This is a genomic window from Rossellomorea oryzaecorticis (genome assembly GCF_045897515.1).
Taxonomy (GTDB): Bacteria; Bacillota; Bacilli; order Bacillales; family Bacillaceae_B; genus Rossellomorea; species Rossellomorea enclensis.
Genome location: NZ_JBJOSA010000009.1, coordinates 135538 through 152784 on the forward strand (window position 1 = coordinate 135538; position 17247 = coordinate 152784).

Consider the following 17247-nt stretch of genomic DNA (forward strand, 5'->3'; position numbering starts at 1 on the left):
TTAAAGGTGTCCATATAAAGGAGGTGCAAAAAATCATGCAGACGATCGACCATTTAAAACCTGTTCTTCAGCCTTACGGGGTAGAACCTTTTTTCGTTGAAGACACGGGGAAAGTCAGCAAAGTGTACTCAAATAAGGGAACGCTCGCTGTAAAGCATATCTCCGCCCAGACGGGGGTGGACTTCGTCCGGAACGTCCAAACCCTTTTCCAGCGGGGGTATAACCGGATTGTTCCCATCTATCCGACCATGGATGGACGTTATGCAGTCTGGCACGACGGTGAACTGTACTATGTAATGCCCTGGCTGAATAATCAGGATAAGGAAGACCGGTTTGAAAGGCATCAAAAGCTCTTCCGCGAACTTGCCAGGCTCCATACGATTTCTTCACAAGATGTCAAAATCAATAAAGAAGAAAGGGAAACTCACTACGAACAGCTTACTGCCAGGTGGGAAAAGGAGCAGCAGTTCCTCGATGAATACGTGGAAGAATGTGAAAAAACAACGTATATGTCGCCGTTTCAATATCACTTTTGTATGTATTATAAGGATGCATCACAAGCATTGAAATTTTCACGGAATAAACTCGACGAATGGTATGAAAGCACAAAAGACCTTGAAAAAGTGAGGACGGTCATCATCCATGGCAAATTATCGACCGAACATTTCCTCTATGATGACAGGGGTCTTGGGTATTTCAATAACTTCGAAGGGTCAAAGGTGGCCTCTCCTTTTCATGATCTGCTTCCGTTCCTGTCAAGAACCTTGAAGACCTACCCAAAGTATTTTGATGAGTGTGTGGAGTGGCTGGAAACGTATTTTCAGCATTTTACTGCCCGTACAGAAGAAAAGCTGCTGTTCATGTGTTACTTAGCCTATCCCAGCTCATTGATCGCGATGGCTGAAAAATATTTTCACACGCCGAAAGCGAAAAGGAACGAGCGTAAAGCGGTGAGAAAATTGCAGCGGCACTACTGGCTGTTGAAAAATACCGAATATGTGGTCATGCGCCTCGACGAAATCGAACGCAAGAAAAAAGAAGAAGCGGAAGCCGCGGCAGAGGCCGAGACATAAAAAAAGGACTGGCGAACGCCATGTTTCGTCAGTCCTTAAATCCAATCATAGTAAATGGCAAGGCCGATTCCGATAAACAGGGTCAATAAAAGGACATCGAAAGTGGTCGGAAGCAGAATCGTGCGGATTGCTTGAAAGATGGTAAAAGGAACGATGAACTGTTTACAGATCAGCCGCGCGTTGCCCATCCACTTCTGCAGGGTATATTGATTGAATTTCTTCATGGTTGTCACTCACTCTCCTGGGTGTATTCACTACTTTATCTTATGATTTCTGTCGGGAAGGGTGCGAAAAGCATTTTAAAGAGAATATTTTTTATGAAAATGGGCGATAATGATTGACGAAAGTTCAATGAATCCTATACTATAATGATTACATAAATATTTTAAAAGCGTTGAACAGGAAGAGTACATTGCCCCCCGCTTTCAGAGAGGAAAATCGTTTGCTGAGAGATTTTCCAAGCGAAGACGATGGAAGGTCGCCTGCAGAGCTGTTTCCATGAAAACAGTAGTGGAAACCGGTTAAAAGCCGTTATTGTTCATTGAGAGTTCAGGAGACAGTATGACTTCTGAGAAAAAAGGTGGTACCGCGAAACGAATCCTTCGTCCTTTTACAGGGCGAAGGATTTTTTGTGTTCAAAAAAATGCTTTTAGATGACCTACAAGCTAAAAGGAGGATATACAATGGAAACTCAAGATCAATTGTCGATGCCGACGAAATATGATCCCAACGCCATTGAGCAGGGAAGATACAAGTGGTGGCTGGATGGGAAGTTTTTTGAAGCGAAAGGTGAAAAGGAAAAGGAACCGTACTCAATCGTCATCCCTCCGCCGAACGTAACAGGGAAGCTCCATCTCGGCCATGCCTGGGATACCACACTTCAAGATATCCTGACAAGAATGAAGCGCATGCAGGGCTACGATGTCCTATGGCTTCCGGGAATGGACCATGCAGGGATCGCTACACAGGCAAAGGTGGACGAAAAGCTTCGCAGCCAGGGTATTTCACGTCATGACCTTGGCCGTGAGAAGTTCGTTGAAGAAACATGGAGTTGGAAAGAAGAGTACGCGGAGCACATCCGAAAGCAATGGTCGAAAATCGGCCTGGGGCTTGATTACAGCCGCGAACGTTTTACGCTGGATGAAGGCTTATCTGATGCCGTTCAAAAGGTATTCATCGACCTTTATAACAAAGGTTTGATTTACCGCGGTGAATACATCATTAACTGGGATCCCGCGACGAAGACCGCTTTATCCGATATCGAGGTTATCCACCAGGATGTACAGGGTGCGTTCTATCATATGAAGTATCCGTTATCGGATGGAAGCGGACATATTGAAATCGCGACAACACGTCCTGAAACGATGCTCGGTGATACGGCTGTTGCCGTCCATCCGGAAGACGACCGATACAAGCATCTGATTGGTAAAACGGTCATCCTCCCAATCGTCGGACGCGAAATCCCGATTGTCGGGGACGATTATGTGGATATGGAATTCGGTTCAGGGGCGGTTAAAATCACGCCTGCCCACGATCCAAATGACTTCGAAATCGGAAACCGCCACAATCTTGAACGCATCCTTGTGATGAATGAAGACGGCAGCATGAATGAAAAGGCAGACAAATACAACGGCATGGACCGCTTTGATTGCCGCAAACAGATCGTCAAGGACCTTCAGGAATCTGGCGTACTGTTCAAAATTGAAGAGCATATGCACTCAGTAGGACACTCCGAGCGAAGCGGAGCGGTAGTTGAGCCGTATCTATCGACTCAATGGTTCGTCAAGATGGATCCACTCGCTCAGGAAGCAGTCAAGCTGCAGGATAAAGAAGGGGAAAAAGTGAATTTTGTACCCGACCGTTTCGAGACTTCATATATGCGCTGGATGGAAAATACCCGCGATTGGTGTATTTCCCGTCAATTATGGTGGGGACACAGAATCCCGGCATGGTATCAAAAGGAAACCGGTGAAGTATATGTAGGAAACGAAGCACCGGCAGACAGTGAAAACTGGACCCAGGAAGACGACGTCCTCGATACCTGGTTCAGTTCAGCACTGTGGCCGTTCTCAACAATGGGCTGGCCGGATACGGAAGCGGAAGATTTCAAAAGATATTATCCGACGAACACGCTCGTAACTGGCTACGATATCATCGGGTTCTGGGTATCGCGCATGATTTTCCAAGGACTTGAGTTCACCGGTGAACGTCCATTCAAAGATGTCCTCATCCACGGTCTTGTCCGTGCAGAAGACGGACGAAAGATGAGTAAATCGCTCGGCAATGGAGTCGATCCGATGGATGTCATCGAGAAATATGGTGCCGATTCACTTCGTTACTTCTTATCCACAGGCAGTTCACCTGGTCAAGATCTGCGTTTCTCATTCGAGAAAGTGGAATCCGTTTGGAACTTTGCCAATAAAATCTGGAATGCATCCCGTTTTGCACTGATGAATATGGATGGCATGACCTATGAAGAAATCGATCTCAGCGGTGAAAAATCCGTTGCCGACAAATGGATCCTTACACGCCTGAACGAAACGATCGAGAGTGTAACCCGCCTTGCCGACCGCTATGAATTCGGCGAAGTCGGAAGAATCCTTTACAACTTCATCTGGGATGATTTCTGTGACTGGTATATCGAAATGGCAAAGCTTCCTTTATACGGGGAAGACGAAGCGGCGAAGAAAACAACACGCTCCATCCTGGCGTACGTTCTCGACAACACAATGCGACTTCTGCATCCGTTCATGCCGTTTATTACCGAGGAAATATGGCAGAACCTGCCGCATAAAGGCGAATCGATCACAGTTGCAGCCTGGCCGGAAGTAAACAAGGACCTGACGGATGCCGGTACAGCAGAAGAGATGAAGCTCCTTGTGGAAATCATCCGTGCCGTCCGGAATGTACGTGCCGAAGTGAACACGCCGATGAGCAAGCAGATCAAGCTGATCCTGAAAGCGAAGGATGAGAAGGTCCTGAACATCCTGGATAAGAATAAAGGATACATCGAGCGTTTCTGTAACCCTGAGCAATTGGATATGGGCACGGATATCACTCCGCCGGAAAAAGCGATGACCGCGGTTGCTACCGGAGTGGAATTATTCCTTCCGCTTCAAGGTCTCATCAACATCGATGAAGAAATCGCCCGCCTTGAAAAAGAACTTGAGAAATGGACAAAAGAAGTGTCACGTGTCCAAGGCAAGCTGAATAACGAAAAGTTTGTCAGCAAAGCCCCTCAAAAAGTAGTTGACGAAGAGAAAGCCAAAGAAAAAGATTACCTCGAAAAACAGGCAACAGTCAAAGCAAGAATCAAGGAATTGAAAACCGTATAAATTTTGAAAATGGCTTGGGAGCAGAAGTCTAATTGTACAGGGAAGCACCCCTAAAGCAGCTAGGCTTCCCCCGGCCTTTTTTTGATGGGAGTGAAATCACATATGTATACATATGAGGAAGCGGTCGGGTGGATTCATGCAAGATTGAGACTCGGGATAAAGCCCGGTCTTCAACGAATGCACCACTTATTAAAAGAACTTGGGAATCCTCATGAGAAATTAAAGAGCGTCCATATCGGAGGGACGAACGGGAAGGGATCGACAGTCACCTATCTTCGGAATATTCTTCAGGATGCAGGTTATACAGTCGGAACGTTCACATCCCCTTATTTTGAACGGTTCAATGAGCGTATCTCTGTAAACGGGATTCCCATTCCTGACGAAGAGCTCGTAACGCTTGTGTCCCTCGTCAAACCGATTGCAGAAGGAATGGCTGACAGTGAGTGGGGTGAACCATCCGAATTTGAAGTCATCACGGCGATGAGTATGGTTTATTTTGCGGAAACGGTCAAACCCGATATCGTTTTATTTGAGGTAGGGCTTGGAGGCAGGCTCGATTCAACGAACGTGATCACACCGCTCGTTTCAGTGATCACGAGCATCGGAATGGATCATATGAACTTCCTAGGGGATACGATCGAAGAAATATCATCAGAAAAAGCAGGCATCATCAAAGACGGAGTTCCCGTCGTTTCCGGAGTAACGCAGGATGCTGCAAGAAAGGTCATTGCAGACGCTGCAAAGGAAAAAGGGAGCGGTATCTATCAATTGGGAGAAGACTTTCACACAGAGAGGGCACCTGCTGCAGGCAGGGGAGAAAAATTTCATTTTATTTCATCCGGGGAAAGCAGTGATTTAGAAATTTCGATGATGGGGGCCCATCAGGTGCAAAATGCTGCAATCGCTGTAAAGACGGCCGCAATATTGCAGTCACAGGGTGAAATCACCGTGCCAGATGCCGCTCTTCGTAATGGGCTGAAGAAAGCATACTGGCCGGGCAGGATGGAAGTCGTAAGTGACAAGCCGGCTGTGATCCTGGATGGGGCGCATAATCCTGAAGGGATAAAGGCGCTTGCTGCAACGATTTCAGAGCGCTATTCCCAGAAGAATGTGACCATCCTCTTTTCAGCTCTGAAGGATAAAGAATTAAACCACATGATCAGTCTGCTTGAAGAAGCAGCTTCGGAAATATGTTTCACCACTTTTTCGTTTCCGCGTGTGGCCGGTGCGGATGAGCTTTTCGATATATCGGATCATCCCCGAAAGAAGAAAGCGGGGGACTGGCAGCAATATTTAGATGAAAAGCTGCCCGTCATGGATGATGGGGAAGTACTGTTCATTACTGGCTCACTCTACTTTTTATCAGAAGTAAAACCTGTACTTCTTCAAAAGTTAGAAAATTCTAGAAAAAACAAGTGACTTTATTCTTTTACTCTGATAAAATATTCTTAAACTTGTGACTATTTGACTATAAAATGACATGATATAAGAAAATGGAGGAGGATAGGAATGCAGTTGTCACTAAAAAAGAAACTTGTGCTGCTTTTTGCATGGCTGGCAATCGTGCCTGCAGGATTGTATTATACATATCAATTCTATCCTCCTCAAAATGTTGACGGAAACGGCTGGGAACTGTTCACGCTGGTGCTGTTCGCCACATTCATTCCGCTCATGCCGATCGTCATCAATGGTTCGACCATCTTCTTCATCCAATGGGTCACTCTCGTTGGTTTTTTGAAGTATGGATTATTCGTGGAGATCATACTGATGCAGTTCTCTATCATCCCTTTGCTTTTCCGCATCAGGATGGCCAAGAATGATTGGCACAGGATCCCTTTGAATTCCCTGATGTTTTTCATCGTGTCCGTTTCAAGCGGCATGATCTACTTCCTCCTTGGGGGAGAAGTCGGGGCGGGAACGATAGCTGATATATTGCCTGCGGCATTGTCCTACCAGATTGCATCAATCATGATCAACCAGTTTGTCCTCCTGGCGTATCAGCATTATATTGTTGGAAGTGATATCAGATTCTACAGCAAAGATTTCGTATGGGATTTCATAGCGAATATGATCATGTTTCCTATGTCCCTGTCCCTGTATTTCCTCACGTTCCAAATCGGTCCATTCGCTTCGCTTCTGATCGGTATTCCATTCATCAGTTTATCAATGATCCTGAAAATGTATAATTCCTCGGAAAAAATTAATGAATATCTTCAAAAAGCCGGGGAAATCGGCCACCAGCTGACCGAAAGCCTCAAAGCGGATGAAGTTCTCGATATCTTTTTGAAAAAAATCATCGAAACACTGCCTGTGGAATATGCTTACATCCTGGATTGTAAAGATGATGAGCTCATCCTTTTAAAAAGGGTTGAAACGCAAGGGAGAAATGCCCACAGGTTCCCGGTCCTTAAAAAGGGATCAGGCATCAGCGGTATGGTGTGGGAATCCGGCAGGTCGGTCATCTATGATTCAAAATCCGAATGGAACAATATGGTGGACGGCTATATGCCCCCGGATGTGGAAAGCGTCTTGTGCGTACCGATTGTAAGAAGCCATAAAGTAGAAGGAATCCTGCTCCTGGCGTCTTCGAAAAAACGCGCATATGAGAAATTCCAATTGATGATTGTAGAAATTCTGTGCTCCTATTTTGGTGTCGCCATACAAAATGCAAGAAATCATGAACAAACGAAACAGAACAGTGAAAGATGTGCGCTTACCAATTTATATAATTATCGTTACTTTGAAGATATGCTTTCAGTCGAGTTCAATCAACTGGAAGCAGGTGGCAGGACTTCCTTATCCCTAATCATGCTCGATCTGGACCACTTTAAAGTCATCAATGATAACTACGGTCATCAGAGTGGTAACGAAATCCTGATCGAACTTGCCTCCCGCTTATGCAAGCTGATCGGCAAGAAAGGCACCGTAGCCCGGTACGGCGGAGAAGAATTTGTCATCCTCCTTCCGGATACTGAAAGGGCAGAAGCACTCAGGCTGGCAGAACGGGTGCGGAAGACAATTGCAAACAGGCCATTCGTCCTCCATGATTCACTCCAGGCTTCGAACAGAAAATTATTGGTCAGGATCACCGCAAGCATAGGGGTGGCGACTGCACCCGATGATGCCGACGATACAATGACCTTGATCCGGCACGCCGACCGGGCGCTCTATACCGGGGCCAAGCAGGCGGGGCGGAATCGTGTGGCGGAATATGTGAAGTAAGGCACCTTCCTTTTCTGGGAGGTGTTTTTTTGACGGATTTTTGTATTTATTGTTAGTGGAGGACACTTTTCCCTGTTCGTATGCAATCAAATTGTTTCAATTTTAAAGTTTGTGTAATAAAATAGTAATAGTCGAAAAATGTAGGATTCCCACGAAGGACTAAAGGAGGATCGTGATGAAAACATTGCTGTTTGCAGCAGGAGCATTTGCCCTGCTGCTACCTTTCCTAAGATTCATTCCTGTGAAGCTGACACTCAAGCAAAAGGTGATGCTCTCATCACTCTCCTTTTGTATAACCGTCCTGGCCCTTATCGGAAAAGAATTTCTGCCTTTTATAAGTGTAGTAGCAATATTGATTTTACTTACAGGCCTTTCAGCCTATATAGCACAGACGAGAATTCACAGCGAAAGCACTGCACATCATCCTGAACTTCACCCAGAGCCTCCTTTCCCCGCCGCCATTCATCATGAACCTGAAAACTATGAAACTGTCAATAATGCCTATGGATCTCGCAATGAAACAGTTTCAGAATCCAACTTACAAGAAGGATCTTCTGACGATTTCATTGAAGAAGATCACCAGGACTACATAAAAGAACTGAAATGGGAAGAGACGGAAGGTAAGCGCTTTGAACCAGAAGCGGAAGATGCACCCGTTTATGAGGAAGAGCTTCCGTTTATTGATGATAGATTGCCCGAGGCTGTTGAAGCTCCTTTAGTAGTGGATGAAGAGGAAGAGGAATATAATCGGTTATTTTCAGGAACAAAACGCAGATAATCAGGGAGGAGGTACCTCATTGAAAAATACAACATATGCCGCATCTTTTTTCTTAGTCTTGTGCACAGTCTATCTTGTTGGCGCGGCACATTTAGGTACCTTTTTGTATGACCTTGCTGCCGATTCTAAAAACGTGACGGCCAGCACTCCGGAACTTGCCGGAAAGAATGTGTCAGGTGAACGTGAGGGTACCACTAATTCCGAAGACGCTGCAATGTCCGTGAAAGAAACTTACCCAAGGGTAGTCATTGCCGAAAGTACGATAGAGAACGTCAAGGTGACCCCGGGGCTTGAAGAGTTCTTATCTTCTTTTCCAGAGATTGATATCAATCCAGTTTCATCTTTCTCCCTCCTGAAGTTTGTGGAAGACGAGCATCTAGAAAGTATGACCGCTGAAGAAATGAGTGTGGTTTCAACAGGGTTATACGAAGTCCTTCTGTATTCCGGCCTTGAGATCGTCCAGCGCCATCACGGGCGTTCACTTCCGGATTATGCAGAGCTCGGATTTGAAGCCAGAGTGGACAAAGAACTTCATCAGGATTTCAAGTTTGCGAATCCTGACTCCTCTTCATACATAATCAGTTTTAAAATGGAAGGGAATTCGCTCCGTTTCGTCTTAGAAGGCCCGCAGCTTCCAAACGAGGTGGAAATCACCCTGCAGGACAAACAAACCGTCGAACCGCGGGTGATCAGGCAATACACTCCCTATGTGAAGCGGGGACAGACCAAAGTGAAAGTGGAAGGTGAAAAAGGAATTAAGGTTGATGTGTGGAAGACTACACTGGATTCAAAGGGTGCTGTCTTGAAGGAAGAATTGATTTCAAGTGATTACTATCCGCCTGTGCACCGTGAAGAGCTTGTGAGCCTTGAAGAATATATGGACAGCAGGGTGGATGACGGCACTCAGGAAGGAAGCGCAGTCAGCCCTTCTGTCAGTGACGGAAAAGAAACCCAGGATACCAGCCGGAAGGCCGATGACGGTACTGAAGCTCCTGATGCAAGTCAACAGGACAGATCACAATCGAGAGGAGCCGAAGAGTCCCGGGGTGATCAAACAGATTCAGGGGAACATGATAATGCCGAAAGCAGGCTTTCCCCCGCGGAGGATATCCCGGATCCCAATATGAAGTAACAGCGGTAAAAGAGAAGGTGGTTGAAAATGGCTCAGGAACGGAAACGATTAGGTGATTTATTAGTCGAAGCAGGTCTGCTGACAGAAGATAAGCTTCAGCAGGCACTGAAAGAAAAAAGCAAAGATCAAAAACTCGGTGATGCCATTCTCCAAAGAGGATATATCACAGAGCAGCAGCTGATCGAGGTGCTTGAATTTCAATTGGGCATCCCTCACGTCAGCCTGTTCCGGTATCCGTTTGATCAGAACCTTTTTCACTTGATACCGAAGGACACGGCAAAGAGGAACTTGATCATCCCGTTGAAAAAAGAAGGGGACAAGCTGTTTGTAGCGATGGCGGACCCGATGGATTTTTATGTCATCGAAGACCTCCGGCTGTCCACCGGATTTTTCATAGAAACGGCAATTGCGACCAAAGATGATATCCTGAGGTCGATCAATAAATTTTATGACATGGATGAAAGTTTCGAAGAGTTGAAAGGGTTGGGCAATGATCACGAGGACGGACAGGATGAAACCATCATGGATCAGGATTCCCCGATTGCCAGGCTGGTGAATCAGATCCTTTCGAACGCGATGACTCAAAAAGCGAGCGATATCCATATCGATCCGCAGGAGACGAGGGTGTTGATCAGATACCGGGTGGACGGCATCCTCCGGACAGAGCGGGCGATCCCGAAACATATGCAGAGCATGCTATCGGCAAGGATCAAGATCATGGCCCAGCTTGATATAACGGAGCACAGGGTACCGCAGGATGGACGGATAAAGACGAACATCGATTTCCGTCCGATCGATCTCCGTGTATCGACGCTACCAACGATTTACGGGGAAAAGATGGTATTGCGTATCCTTGATTTGAGCTCCTCGCTGAACGACCTGACGCAGCTCGGCTTCAATTCACTTAACATGAAACGATTCCAGTCCCTGATCGACCGGCCGACGGGCATCGTGCTCATTACAGGGCCGACGGGCTCGGGGAAGTCGTCCACATTGTATGCGGCTTTGAACAAGCTGAACAGTGAAGAAGTGAACATCATCACCGTTGAAGACCCGGTTGAGTATCAGCTTGAAGGGATCAATCAGATCCAGGTGAATTCAAATGTAGGGTTGACGTTCGCGACGGGACTGCGGTCGATTCTCCGCCAGGATCCGAATATTATCATGGTCGGTGAAATCCGGGATAAAGAAACCGTGGAAGTCGCCATCCGTGCATCCCTTACAGGTCATCTAGTATTGAGCACGATCCATACGAACGACTCTCTGACAACGGTGACCCGTCTCATTGACATGGGCGTCGAACCGTTCCTGGTGGCGACCTCCCTAAGTGGAATCGTGGCCCAGCGCCTCGTCCGGAAGGTATGCCGCGACTGTGCGGTCGAAGAGATCCCGACGAGAAGGGAATATGATATTTTCAAGCGCAGGGGGCTCACCGTAGAGAAAATCAACCGCGGAAAAGGATGTGCAGCCTGTAATATGACCGGATACAAAGGCAGGCTTGCCATCCACGAAGTCCTTGTCATCAATGAGGAAATGAAGAAAATCATTATGAACAACGAACCGCTGTCCACACTGAGGGAAGCTGCACACAGGTCCAAGACGATTTTCCTTTTGGACGATGGTTTGTTGAAAGTGAAGCAGGGGATCACCACGACTGAGGAAATCCTGCGGGTAGCAATCGAATAAAGAAGGTGGTCATTATGAAAGAACGCATAGATCAATTATTAAGGGCAGCATTCGAATTAAAGGCTTCCGACATCCATCTCACCGTAGGATCTTCACCCGTATTCCGCATTCACGGTGACTTGAAACGGTACGGACAGGAAATCCTGAAGCCTCATGATACGGAACAAATGGCGAAAGCGGTCATACCTGAAGAGCTGTGGGATGAATTCAAGGAAAATGGTGAGCTTGATTTTTCATATGCGATACCCGGCGTGTCGCGATTCAGAGTGAACGCCTATCACCAGCGTTCATGCATCAGTATCGCACTGCGTGTCGTACCAACGAAAATACCGACGCTTGATGAATTGAACCTGCCCGACGTACTGAAGAGGATCGCTGAAAAGCCCCAGGGTCTGGTGCTCGTGACCGGACCGACGGGAAGCGGAAAATCGACTACCCTCGCTTCGATGATCCACTATATGAATCAAACGATGAGGAAGCACATCATCACCCTCGAAGACCCGATCGAGTATTTACATAAGCACGGGTCTTCTATCATCGATCAGCGTGAAGTCGGCTTCGATACGAAAACATTTGCCTATGGACTCCGGAGCGCACTGAGGCAGGATCCGGATGTCATCCTGGTGGGTGAGATGCGTGACCTGGAGACGATCCATACAGCGATAACGGCCGCTGAAACCGGACATCTTGTGCTGGGAACCCTCCATACATCCAGTGCCGTATCGACCATTGAACGGATCATCGATGTCTTTCCTTCGGTCCAGCAAGCCCAGGTAAGGGTTCAGCTTGCCTCGGTCCTTCAGGGGATCATCGCCCAGCGCCTCCTGCCGACGACCGACCGCCAGGGCAGGGTGGCTGCCATAGAAGTGCTGCTTAACAATTCGGCGGTGGCGAACCTGATCCGCTCCGAAAAAATCCATCAGATCCCGAGTGTCATGCAGACCTCAAGGGCGATGGGGATGGAGCTCCTTCATTCATCGGTCAAGCGATATGTGGAAACGGGGCTTGTATCACGTGAAGCCGCCCAGCCTTATATGCAGGAGCCTGTAACTGTATGACGCGGTTCAAATATGAGGGAAGGGATAGGAGCGGCCGGAAGCGGGGCGTGATTTCCGCACCTTCGAAAAAAGAAGCGATGATGAGATTGAAGAATCAGGGAATCCGCGTCATCTCCGCGGAAGAAGTACCCGAAACACTGCTTACAAAGGAAATCACCCTCGGGAACCCTGTAAAGCTCCAGCAGATGGTCGTATTCATGAGGCAATTTTCCACGCTGCTGAAAGCCGGGGTGACCGTCGTCGATGCCACCCGCATCCTTTCTGCCCAAACGAGCAGCAAGGCGTTGTCGAAGGTACTATCCGAAGTGGAAATGGAATTGAAAGAAGGAATCCCCCTTTCCGAGGCGTTCGCCAAGCACCGGAAAATCTTTGAGCCGCTTTTCATCAATATGCTGAAAGCGGGGGAAGCGACCGGGAGCCTGGATGAAACACTCGAGCGGCTTGGCGATCATTATGAAAAGCAGCATACGACCCGGCAGAAAGTCATTGCAGCCCTTTCCTATCCGGCGGTTGTCGGCATCATCGCGATCGGCGTCGTCATTTTCCTCCTGCTTGCAGTCGTCCCGACCTTCGTCGATATGTTTGCTGATATGGGAAGTGAACTTCCGCTGATCACAAGGATAGTGCTCGGAGCGAGTGAGATCGTTCAAAAATATTGGTATGTACTCGTATTGCTTGTCATCCTTGGCGCTGCCGGTATCACCCTGATCAGGCGTAAGAAGGAGACGAAGTATTATCTGGATTATTTTATCCTGAGGATCCCGGTCTTCGGTAGCCTCATCCAAAAAGCAGCGCTTGCAAGGATGACCAGGACGTTCAGTTCCTTATTTTCGAGCTCCGTGCCCATCCTGCAGTCGATGGTGATCCTGGAAAGGGTCGTTGAAAATGAAGTGATCGCACGGGTGATCAAGGAATCAAGGGATTCCCTTGAAAGCGGGGGATCGCTGACCGAACCGATGAAAGACCACTGGGCAATCCCGCCTCTCGTTTCGCATATGATCTCGATCGGGGAAGAAACGGGTTCTCTCGACGCTATGCTTTCGAAGATCGCCGACTTCTATGAAAAAGAAGTCGAGCACACCACCGACCAGCTGAAATCACTGATTGAACCGCTGATGATCGTGGTTCTTGCAGCTCTTGTCGGGACCATCGTCACGGCCATCATGGTGCCGATGTTTGAAATGTTTAACAATGTTCAAAATTTCTAGCATTTCTGATAATATTTTACACATTCTTACTATTTTTTTGCGAAACGTGTTGTATAATGATAGTAGAATTGTAGAGTACTAAAGTACTACATACTAACTAAAACAGGAGGAAAAAAGATGTTGAAAAAGTTTTTGAAAAATGATAAAGGTCTGACCCTTGTCGAGCTGCTTGCTGTTATTGTCATTTTGGGGATTATTGCGGCGATTGCGGTGCCGAGTATTGGTGGGATTATCAATAAGAGTAAGGATGATGCGAAGGTAGCAGATGCACTTCAAATCATTAGTGCTGCAAAATTAGCTCAGGCAGAAGATTCTTCAAAGACTCAATGGGAGTATAATCCTGCTGAAGGTAGTACTGCAGCAAGTCTAGAATCCTACTTAACTAAAGTAGGTGACGAAACCTTTACAGTTTCATTTGTTAGTAATGAATATAGAATTGCTAATCATGAAGCCCAAAGTATTGTTGATGGAACTAGCGATAATTATCTAACAGAAAAAGAATTGTCGGACGCAGCAAAATAATAATGCTTTTATTAATCACCCTCTACGCACTCCTCCTAGGGTCCTTCTACAACGTAGTAGGCCTGAGGGTGCCGCTTAAGAAATCAATCGTAAAACCAAGGTCGAGCTGTCCATACTGCCGTCATCAACTGGCGGCGTTTGAGCTCATCCCGGTTTTTTCATATCTCATCCAAAAGGGGAAATGCCGCCGCTGTAAAGGGCGCATTTCTCCTTTATATCCATTTATGGAGGCTTTGAACGCTGGGCTTTTTGTACTGGCTTACCTGCAAATCGGTATGCAGATGGAACTATTGGCTGCATGGACCCTTATCTCCATGCTGATCATCATCACAGTCTCTGACCTTAAATACATGGTCATCCCCGATAAAGTCCTATTGTTCTTCCTTCCTCTGATCATCATTGAACGCATCTTCATCCCCCTTACACCATGGTGGGACAGCCTTGCGGGAGGGGCACTCGGTTTCGGACTGCTTCTCTTGATCGCGATCATCAGCAGGGGAGGAATGGGCGGCGGGGATATCAAACTCTACGGCGTCATTGGTCTTGCTGTCGGAGTGAAGATCACGATACTTTCGTTCATGATTGCGACATTCCTTGGAGCGGTCATCGGACTCTCGGCCCTGGCATTCAAGCTGATTGAAAAAGGAAAGCCGATCCCATTCGGCCCCTTCATCGCTGCAGGCACAATATTGGCATATTTATATGGTGACATCATCATCTCTGGTTATGTGTCACTATTCTATTAATTAGTGCAAAGAAAGGATCTCATCCATGGGTTTTCTATCGTTTCTCTCAAGTTCTCAAAAAACAGCAAATATAGTATTCACCGACCATTGCATCCGATATCTCGAGTTGAAACAGACTTCCCCGCTGCTGGTGTCTTCAATGGCTGAACGCAGGCTTCCCGATGGTGTCATCAAAGGGGGAAGGATCGTCGATGAGGAAACACTCCTGTTCATTCTGGAAGAATGCATCGATGAATGGAAAATCAAACGGAAACCGGTCCGTTACGTGGTGCCGGATCCTTTTGTCATCCTGAGAAAAGTATCAATCCCTGCAGATATCAGGGAAGACGAAGTGGAAGGCTATCTTTTCCTTGAAATAGGATCAAGCATCCACCTGCCGTTTGAAGATCCGGTATTTGATTTTACCCTGCTGGAATCCGGTCATGAAAAACAAGAAGTTCTACTCGTAGCATCTCAGGAAGAAATTGTCGACGGTTATAAGCGTCTGCTTGAGGAAGTGAAGCTTAAACCTGTTGCAGCCGATATAGCACCCCTGGCTTTGTACCGTGCTGTTCTACATGAAAAAAAGGCATCGCCGCATGAACATACCATGCTGCTTCATATGGATGAACAGCTGCTGACAATTTCCATTTTTCATACGCATGAACCCATTTTCACAAGACCGATTCCATTGGAAGGCCCCGAGAAAGATGATGAAGTGGTGGAATCCCTTTCTGTCGACTTGTTAGGAGATACCTTGAATGAAATCGAGAAAGTGATGAATTTCTACCGTTACTCTCTGAATAAAGGCGAACAATCCGTAAGTAAAACGATAGTCAGCGGTGACCATCCCCGGCTGATCGAACTCCGTCAGCAATTGCAGGAACGGATATCAATCCCTGTCGAATTGCTTTCCCTGAGGAATGTCACGACATTCAATGATGAAAAGATCCAGGCGGGATACTCCATCGCTTTTGGTCTTGCTTTAAAAGAGGTGCAGCTCAGTGAAACTTATTGATATCAACTTATTGCCTCAAAAGGAAAAGAAACAGAAAGCTTTTACATACAGTGTCGCCGGTACGGCAGGGCTTGTCGTGCTCATTGCATTATTTATGCTGCTGACTTGGAAAAGTACACTCACTGAAACGAAAGGGACGGAATCGGAGATCGATACAACCAAAAAGATCATCGAGGTCCAGCAGACGAAAGTCCTCGGTGCGGAATCATCGGGCAGCGTCAATCAGCTTAACAAAGCGGTACAGGAAATGATTGACTATCCTGTGAAGACCGTACCTCTTTTGAACGAACTGATCTCACTTCTGCCCGACAGAGGATTTTTCAATGAATTCGAGTACGCAGACAGAACGGTCATCAACACAATCGTACAGTTTGATTCCTCAAGGGAAGCGGCCTTCTATCTTTCCCGCCTGAAGACCGTTGAATGGATCGAGGAAGCGGACATTATCGAAATCACAACGGTGGAAGCCGGAGAGTCAGAAGACGAAAACATCCTCCCGAGATATCTGGCTGCATATGAAATTCATATTGACCCGGGCAAGCTGGAAGAACTTCTTTCCCAAGGGGAGGAAGAAGAATGAATATAAATCTTACAAAAAAGCAGTGGTCGATTTTGATAAGTGCGGCAGTCATCGGAATGCTCATTCTAGCCGGAGTGAACTATTTTGTCCTGCAGCCTGCAGAGAAAAGACTGCAATACAAAAAAGAAGAGCTCGGGATCCAGGTGAAACTGCAGCAAGCGGTAGAGGCGAAAGTGGACAGCATCGAGGATAACGAAACACTGGATTCCTCCTCACTTCAGCAAAAAATCCCTGTCGAACCATCAACGGAAGGAATCATCTTGGATCTGGAAAAAGCAGAAATGATTTCGGGAAGCACCATCCAGTCCATCAACTTTGAAAAAACGGACGGGGCCCTTGCCACAGCAGAAGGCGTAGAATCAGCTGCTGCACCCGAGACCGGAGATCAACTGCCTTCTCTATTAAAAAGGGTGCAGATGACCATGACGATAGAATCACCGGGTTACTTCGAGATGGAAGCGTTCCTCGAAGAAATCGAAAATCTTCAACGAATCGTCGAGATCAACGGAATCTACTTCAAGGGCGGGCAGGAGCTAAAAGAAAACATGGAAGGCTACAGTGAAGAAGCTCTCACCTTCGAACTGACAGCATCAGCCTTCTACATCCCGGAACTAAAAGACCTAAAAGAAGGACTCCCGAAAATTCAAAGCCCTCCACCATCGCTAAAAAAGAACCCTTTTCCTCAATTTCCAGAGGAGGAAGAGGACGAGGAGTAGTTTTATAGTGGGTATAGGTATTCGCGGATTCTAATCGGTTCCAGCTTTTGATTGGAGTGCAAGACGTAGACTCCTACCATGAAAATAAAGTTCTATAATATGGAAAAACGGCAATACTAAAGAAGACGCAGCTCATTCTTCTTTTTTTAGGGAGAGCGTCTTATTCAAATTTCTAGTGAGTTGGAGAATGATTT

General features: G+C 46.8%; 15 protein-coding genes and 1 other annotated feature. Of the genes, 14 read left to right on the plus strand and 1 reads right to left on the minus strand.

The window, feature by feature from the left end; all coding sequences use genetic code 11:
- Positions 1–35 precede the first annotated feature (35 nt).
- Complete coding sequence (ysxE, locus tag ACKA06_RS12605) at positions 36–1073, plus strand: spore coat protein YsxE (protein WP_058297902.1); 1038 nt, start codon at positions 36–38, stop codon at positions 1071–1073.
- 35 nt (positions 1074–1108) lie between these two features.
- On the opposite strand, the gene ACKA06_RS12610 is transcribed toward ysxE, so the two are convergent.
- Positions 1109–1297, minus strand: a complete 189-nt coding sequence (locus ACKA06_RS12610) for a hypothetical protein (protein ID WP_032087449.1) — start codon at positions 1295–1297, stop codon at positions 1109–1111.
- A gap of 161 nt (positions 1298–1458) precedes the next feature.
- Positions 1459–1686, plus strand: a binding site (T-box leader).
- A gap of 70 nt (positions 1687–1756) precedes the next feature.
- Here ACKA06_RS12610 and ACKA06_RS12615 point away from each other — a divergent pair.
- The 13 genes from ACKA06_RS12615 to ACKA06_RS12675 all read left to right on the plus strand — a co-directional run bounded on the left by ACKA06_RS12615 (position 1757) and on the right by ACKA06_RS12675 (position 17053).
- A complete protein-coding gene (locus ACKA06_RS12615) occupies positions 1757–4408 on the plus strand; it encodes a valine--tRNA ligase (RefSeq protein ID WP_411159800.1) in 2652 nt (883 codons plus the stop codon).
- Positions 4409–4510: 102 nt separating this feature from the next.
- Positions 4511–5827 carry a bifunctional folylpolyglutamate synthase/dihydrofolate synthase gene (locus ACKA06_RS12620; RefSeq protein WP_411159801.1) on the plus strand — a complete coding sequence of 439 codons (1317 nt, stop codon included), beginning with the start codon at positions 4511–4513 and terminating at the stop codon, positions 5825–5827.
- A 90-nt stretch (positions 5828–5917) separates the two neighbouring features.
- A complete protein-coding gene (locus ACKA06_RS12625; RefSeq protein WP_081941080.1) occupies positions 5918–7630 on the plus strand; it encodes a sensor domain-containing diguanylate cyclase in 1713 nt (570 codons plus the stop codon).
- A gap of 175 nt (positions 7631–7805) precedes the next feature.
- Positions 7806–8408 carry a hypothetical protein gene (locus tag ACKA06_RS12630; protein WP_058297899.1) on the plus strand — a complete coding sequence of 201 codons (603 nt, stop codon included), beginning with the start codon at positions 7806–7808 and terminating at the stop codon, positions 8406–8408.
- Positions 8409–8427: 19 nt separating this feature from the next.
- Positions 8428–9540, plus strand: a complete 1113-nt coding sequence (locus ACKA06_RS12635; RefSeq protein WP_411159802.1) for a VanW family protein — start codon at positions 8428–8430, stop codon at positions 9538–9540.
- A 27-nt stretch (positions 9541–9567) separates the two neighbouring features.
- Entirely contained in the window at positions 9568–11226 is a 1659-nt protein-coding gene (locus ACKA06_RS12640; RefSeq protein ID WP_032087477.1) for a GspE/PulE family protein, read from the plus strand.
- Positions 11227–11240: 14 nt separating this feature from the next.
- On the plus strand, positions 11241–12284 hold the full coding sequence (locus ACKA06_RS12645) for a type IV pilus twitching motility protein PilT (protein WP_064564409.1): 1044 nt from the start codon (positions 11241–11243) through the stop codon (positions 12282–12284).
- Positions 12281–13492 carry a type II secretion system F family protein gene (locus tag ACKA06_RS12650; protein ID WP_411159803.1) on the plus strand — a complete coding sequence of 404 codons (1212 nt, stop codon included), beginning with the start codon at positions 12281–12283 and terminating at the stop codon, positions 13490–13492. The genes ACKA06_RS12645 and ACKA06_RS12650 overlap by 4 nt, the downstream gene beginning before the upstream one ends.
- Before the next feature lie 117 nt (positions 13493–13609).
- On the plus strand, positions 13610–14014 hold the full coding sequence (locus tag ACKA06_RS12655) for a type IV pilin protein (protein ID WP_064564405.1): 405 nt from the start codon (positions 13610–13612) through the stop codon (positions 14012–14014).
- 2 nt (positions 14015–14016) lie between these two features.
- Entirely contained in the window at positions 14017–14760 is a 744-nt protein-coding gene (locus tag ACKA06_RS12660; RefSeq protein ID WP_411159804.1) for a prepilin peptidase, read from the plus strand.
- Between the two features lie 25 nt (positions 14761–14785).
- Entirely contained in the window at positions 14786–15757 is a 972-nt protein-coding gene (pilM, locus tag ACKA06_RS12665; RefSeq protein ID WP_032087482.1) for a type IV pilus biogenesis protein PilM, read from the plus strand.
- Positions 15744–16337, plus strand: coding sequence for a PilN domain-containing protein (locus tag ACKA06_RS12670; RefSeq protein ID WP_411159805.1), 594 nt, complete (start codon positions 15744–15746; stop codon positions 16335–16337). Before pilM ends, ACKA06_RS12670 begins: the two co-directional genes overlap by 14 nt.
- A complete protein-coding gene (locus tag ACKA06_RS12675) occupies positions 16334–17053 on the plus strand; it encodes a hypothetical protein (protein WP_411159806.1) in 720 nt (239 codons plus the stop codon). The genes ACKA06_RS12670 and ACKA06_RS12675 overlap by 4 nt, the downstream gene beginning before the upstream one ends.
- The last annotated feature ends 194 nt before the right edge of the window (positions 17054–17247 follow it).

What these genes read in the sequence shown, in the direction of transcription:
- ACKA06_RS12625 (WP_081941080.1), top strand. Translation starts at nt 5,918, where the DNA reads ATGCAGTTGTCACTAAAAAAGAAACTTGTGCTGCTTTTTGCATGGCTG.
- ACKA06_RS12620 (WP_411159801.1), top strand. Translation starts at nt 4,511, where the DNA reads ATGTATACATATGAGGAAGCGGTCGGGTGGATTCATGCAAGATTGAGA.
- ACKA06_RS12630 (WP_058297899.1), top strand. Translation starts at nt 7,806, where the DNA reads ATGAAAACATTGCTGTTTGCAGCAGGAGCATTTGCCCTGCTGCTACCT.
- ACKA06_RS12660 (WP_411159804.1), top strand. Translation starts at nt 14,017, where the DNA reads ATGCTTTTATTAATCACCCTCTACGCACTCCTCCTAGGGTCCTTCTAC.
- ACKA06_RS12650 (WP_411159803.1), top strand. Translation starts at nt 12,281, where the DNA reads ATGACGCGGTTCAAATATGAGGGAAGGGATAGGAGCGGCCGGAAGCGG.
- ACKA06_RS12610 (WP_032087449.1), bottom strand. Translation starts at nt 1,297, where the DNA reads ATGAAGAAATTCAATCAATATACCCTGCAGAAGTGGATGGGCAACGCG.
- ACKA06_RS12615 (WP_411159800.1), top strand. Translation starts at nt 1,757, where the DNA reads ATGGAAACTCAAGATCAATTGTCGATGCCGACGAAATATGATCCCAAC.
- ACKA06_RS12675 (WP_411159806.1), top strand. Translation starts at nt 16,334, where the DNA reads ATGAATATAAATCTTACAAAAAAGCAGTGGTCGATTTTGATAAGTGCG.
- ysxE (WP_058297902.1), top strand. Translation starts at nt 36, where the DNA reads ATGCAGACGATCGACCATTTAAAACCTGTTCTTCAGCCTTACGGGGTA.
- ACKA06_RS12640 (WP_032087477.1), top strand. Translation starts at nt 9,568, where the DNA reads ATGGCTCAGGAACGGAAACGATTAGGTGATTTATTAGTCGAAGCAGGT.
- pilM (WP_032087482.1), top strand. Translation starts at nt 14,786, where the DNA reads ATGGGTTTTCTATCGTTTCTCTCAAGTTCTCAAAAAACAGCAAATATA.
- ACKA06_RS12655 (WP_064564405.1), top strand. Translation starts at nt 13,610, where the DNA reads ATGTTGAAAAAGTTTTTGAAAAATGATAAAGGTCTGACCCTTGTCGAG.
- ACKA06_RS12645 (WP_064564409.1), top strand. Translation starts at nt 11,241, where the DNA reads ATGAAAGAACGCATAGATCAATTATTAAGGGCAGCATTCGAATTAAAG.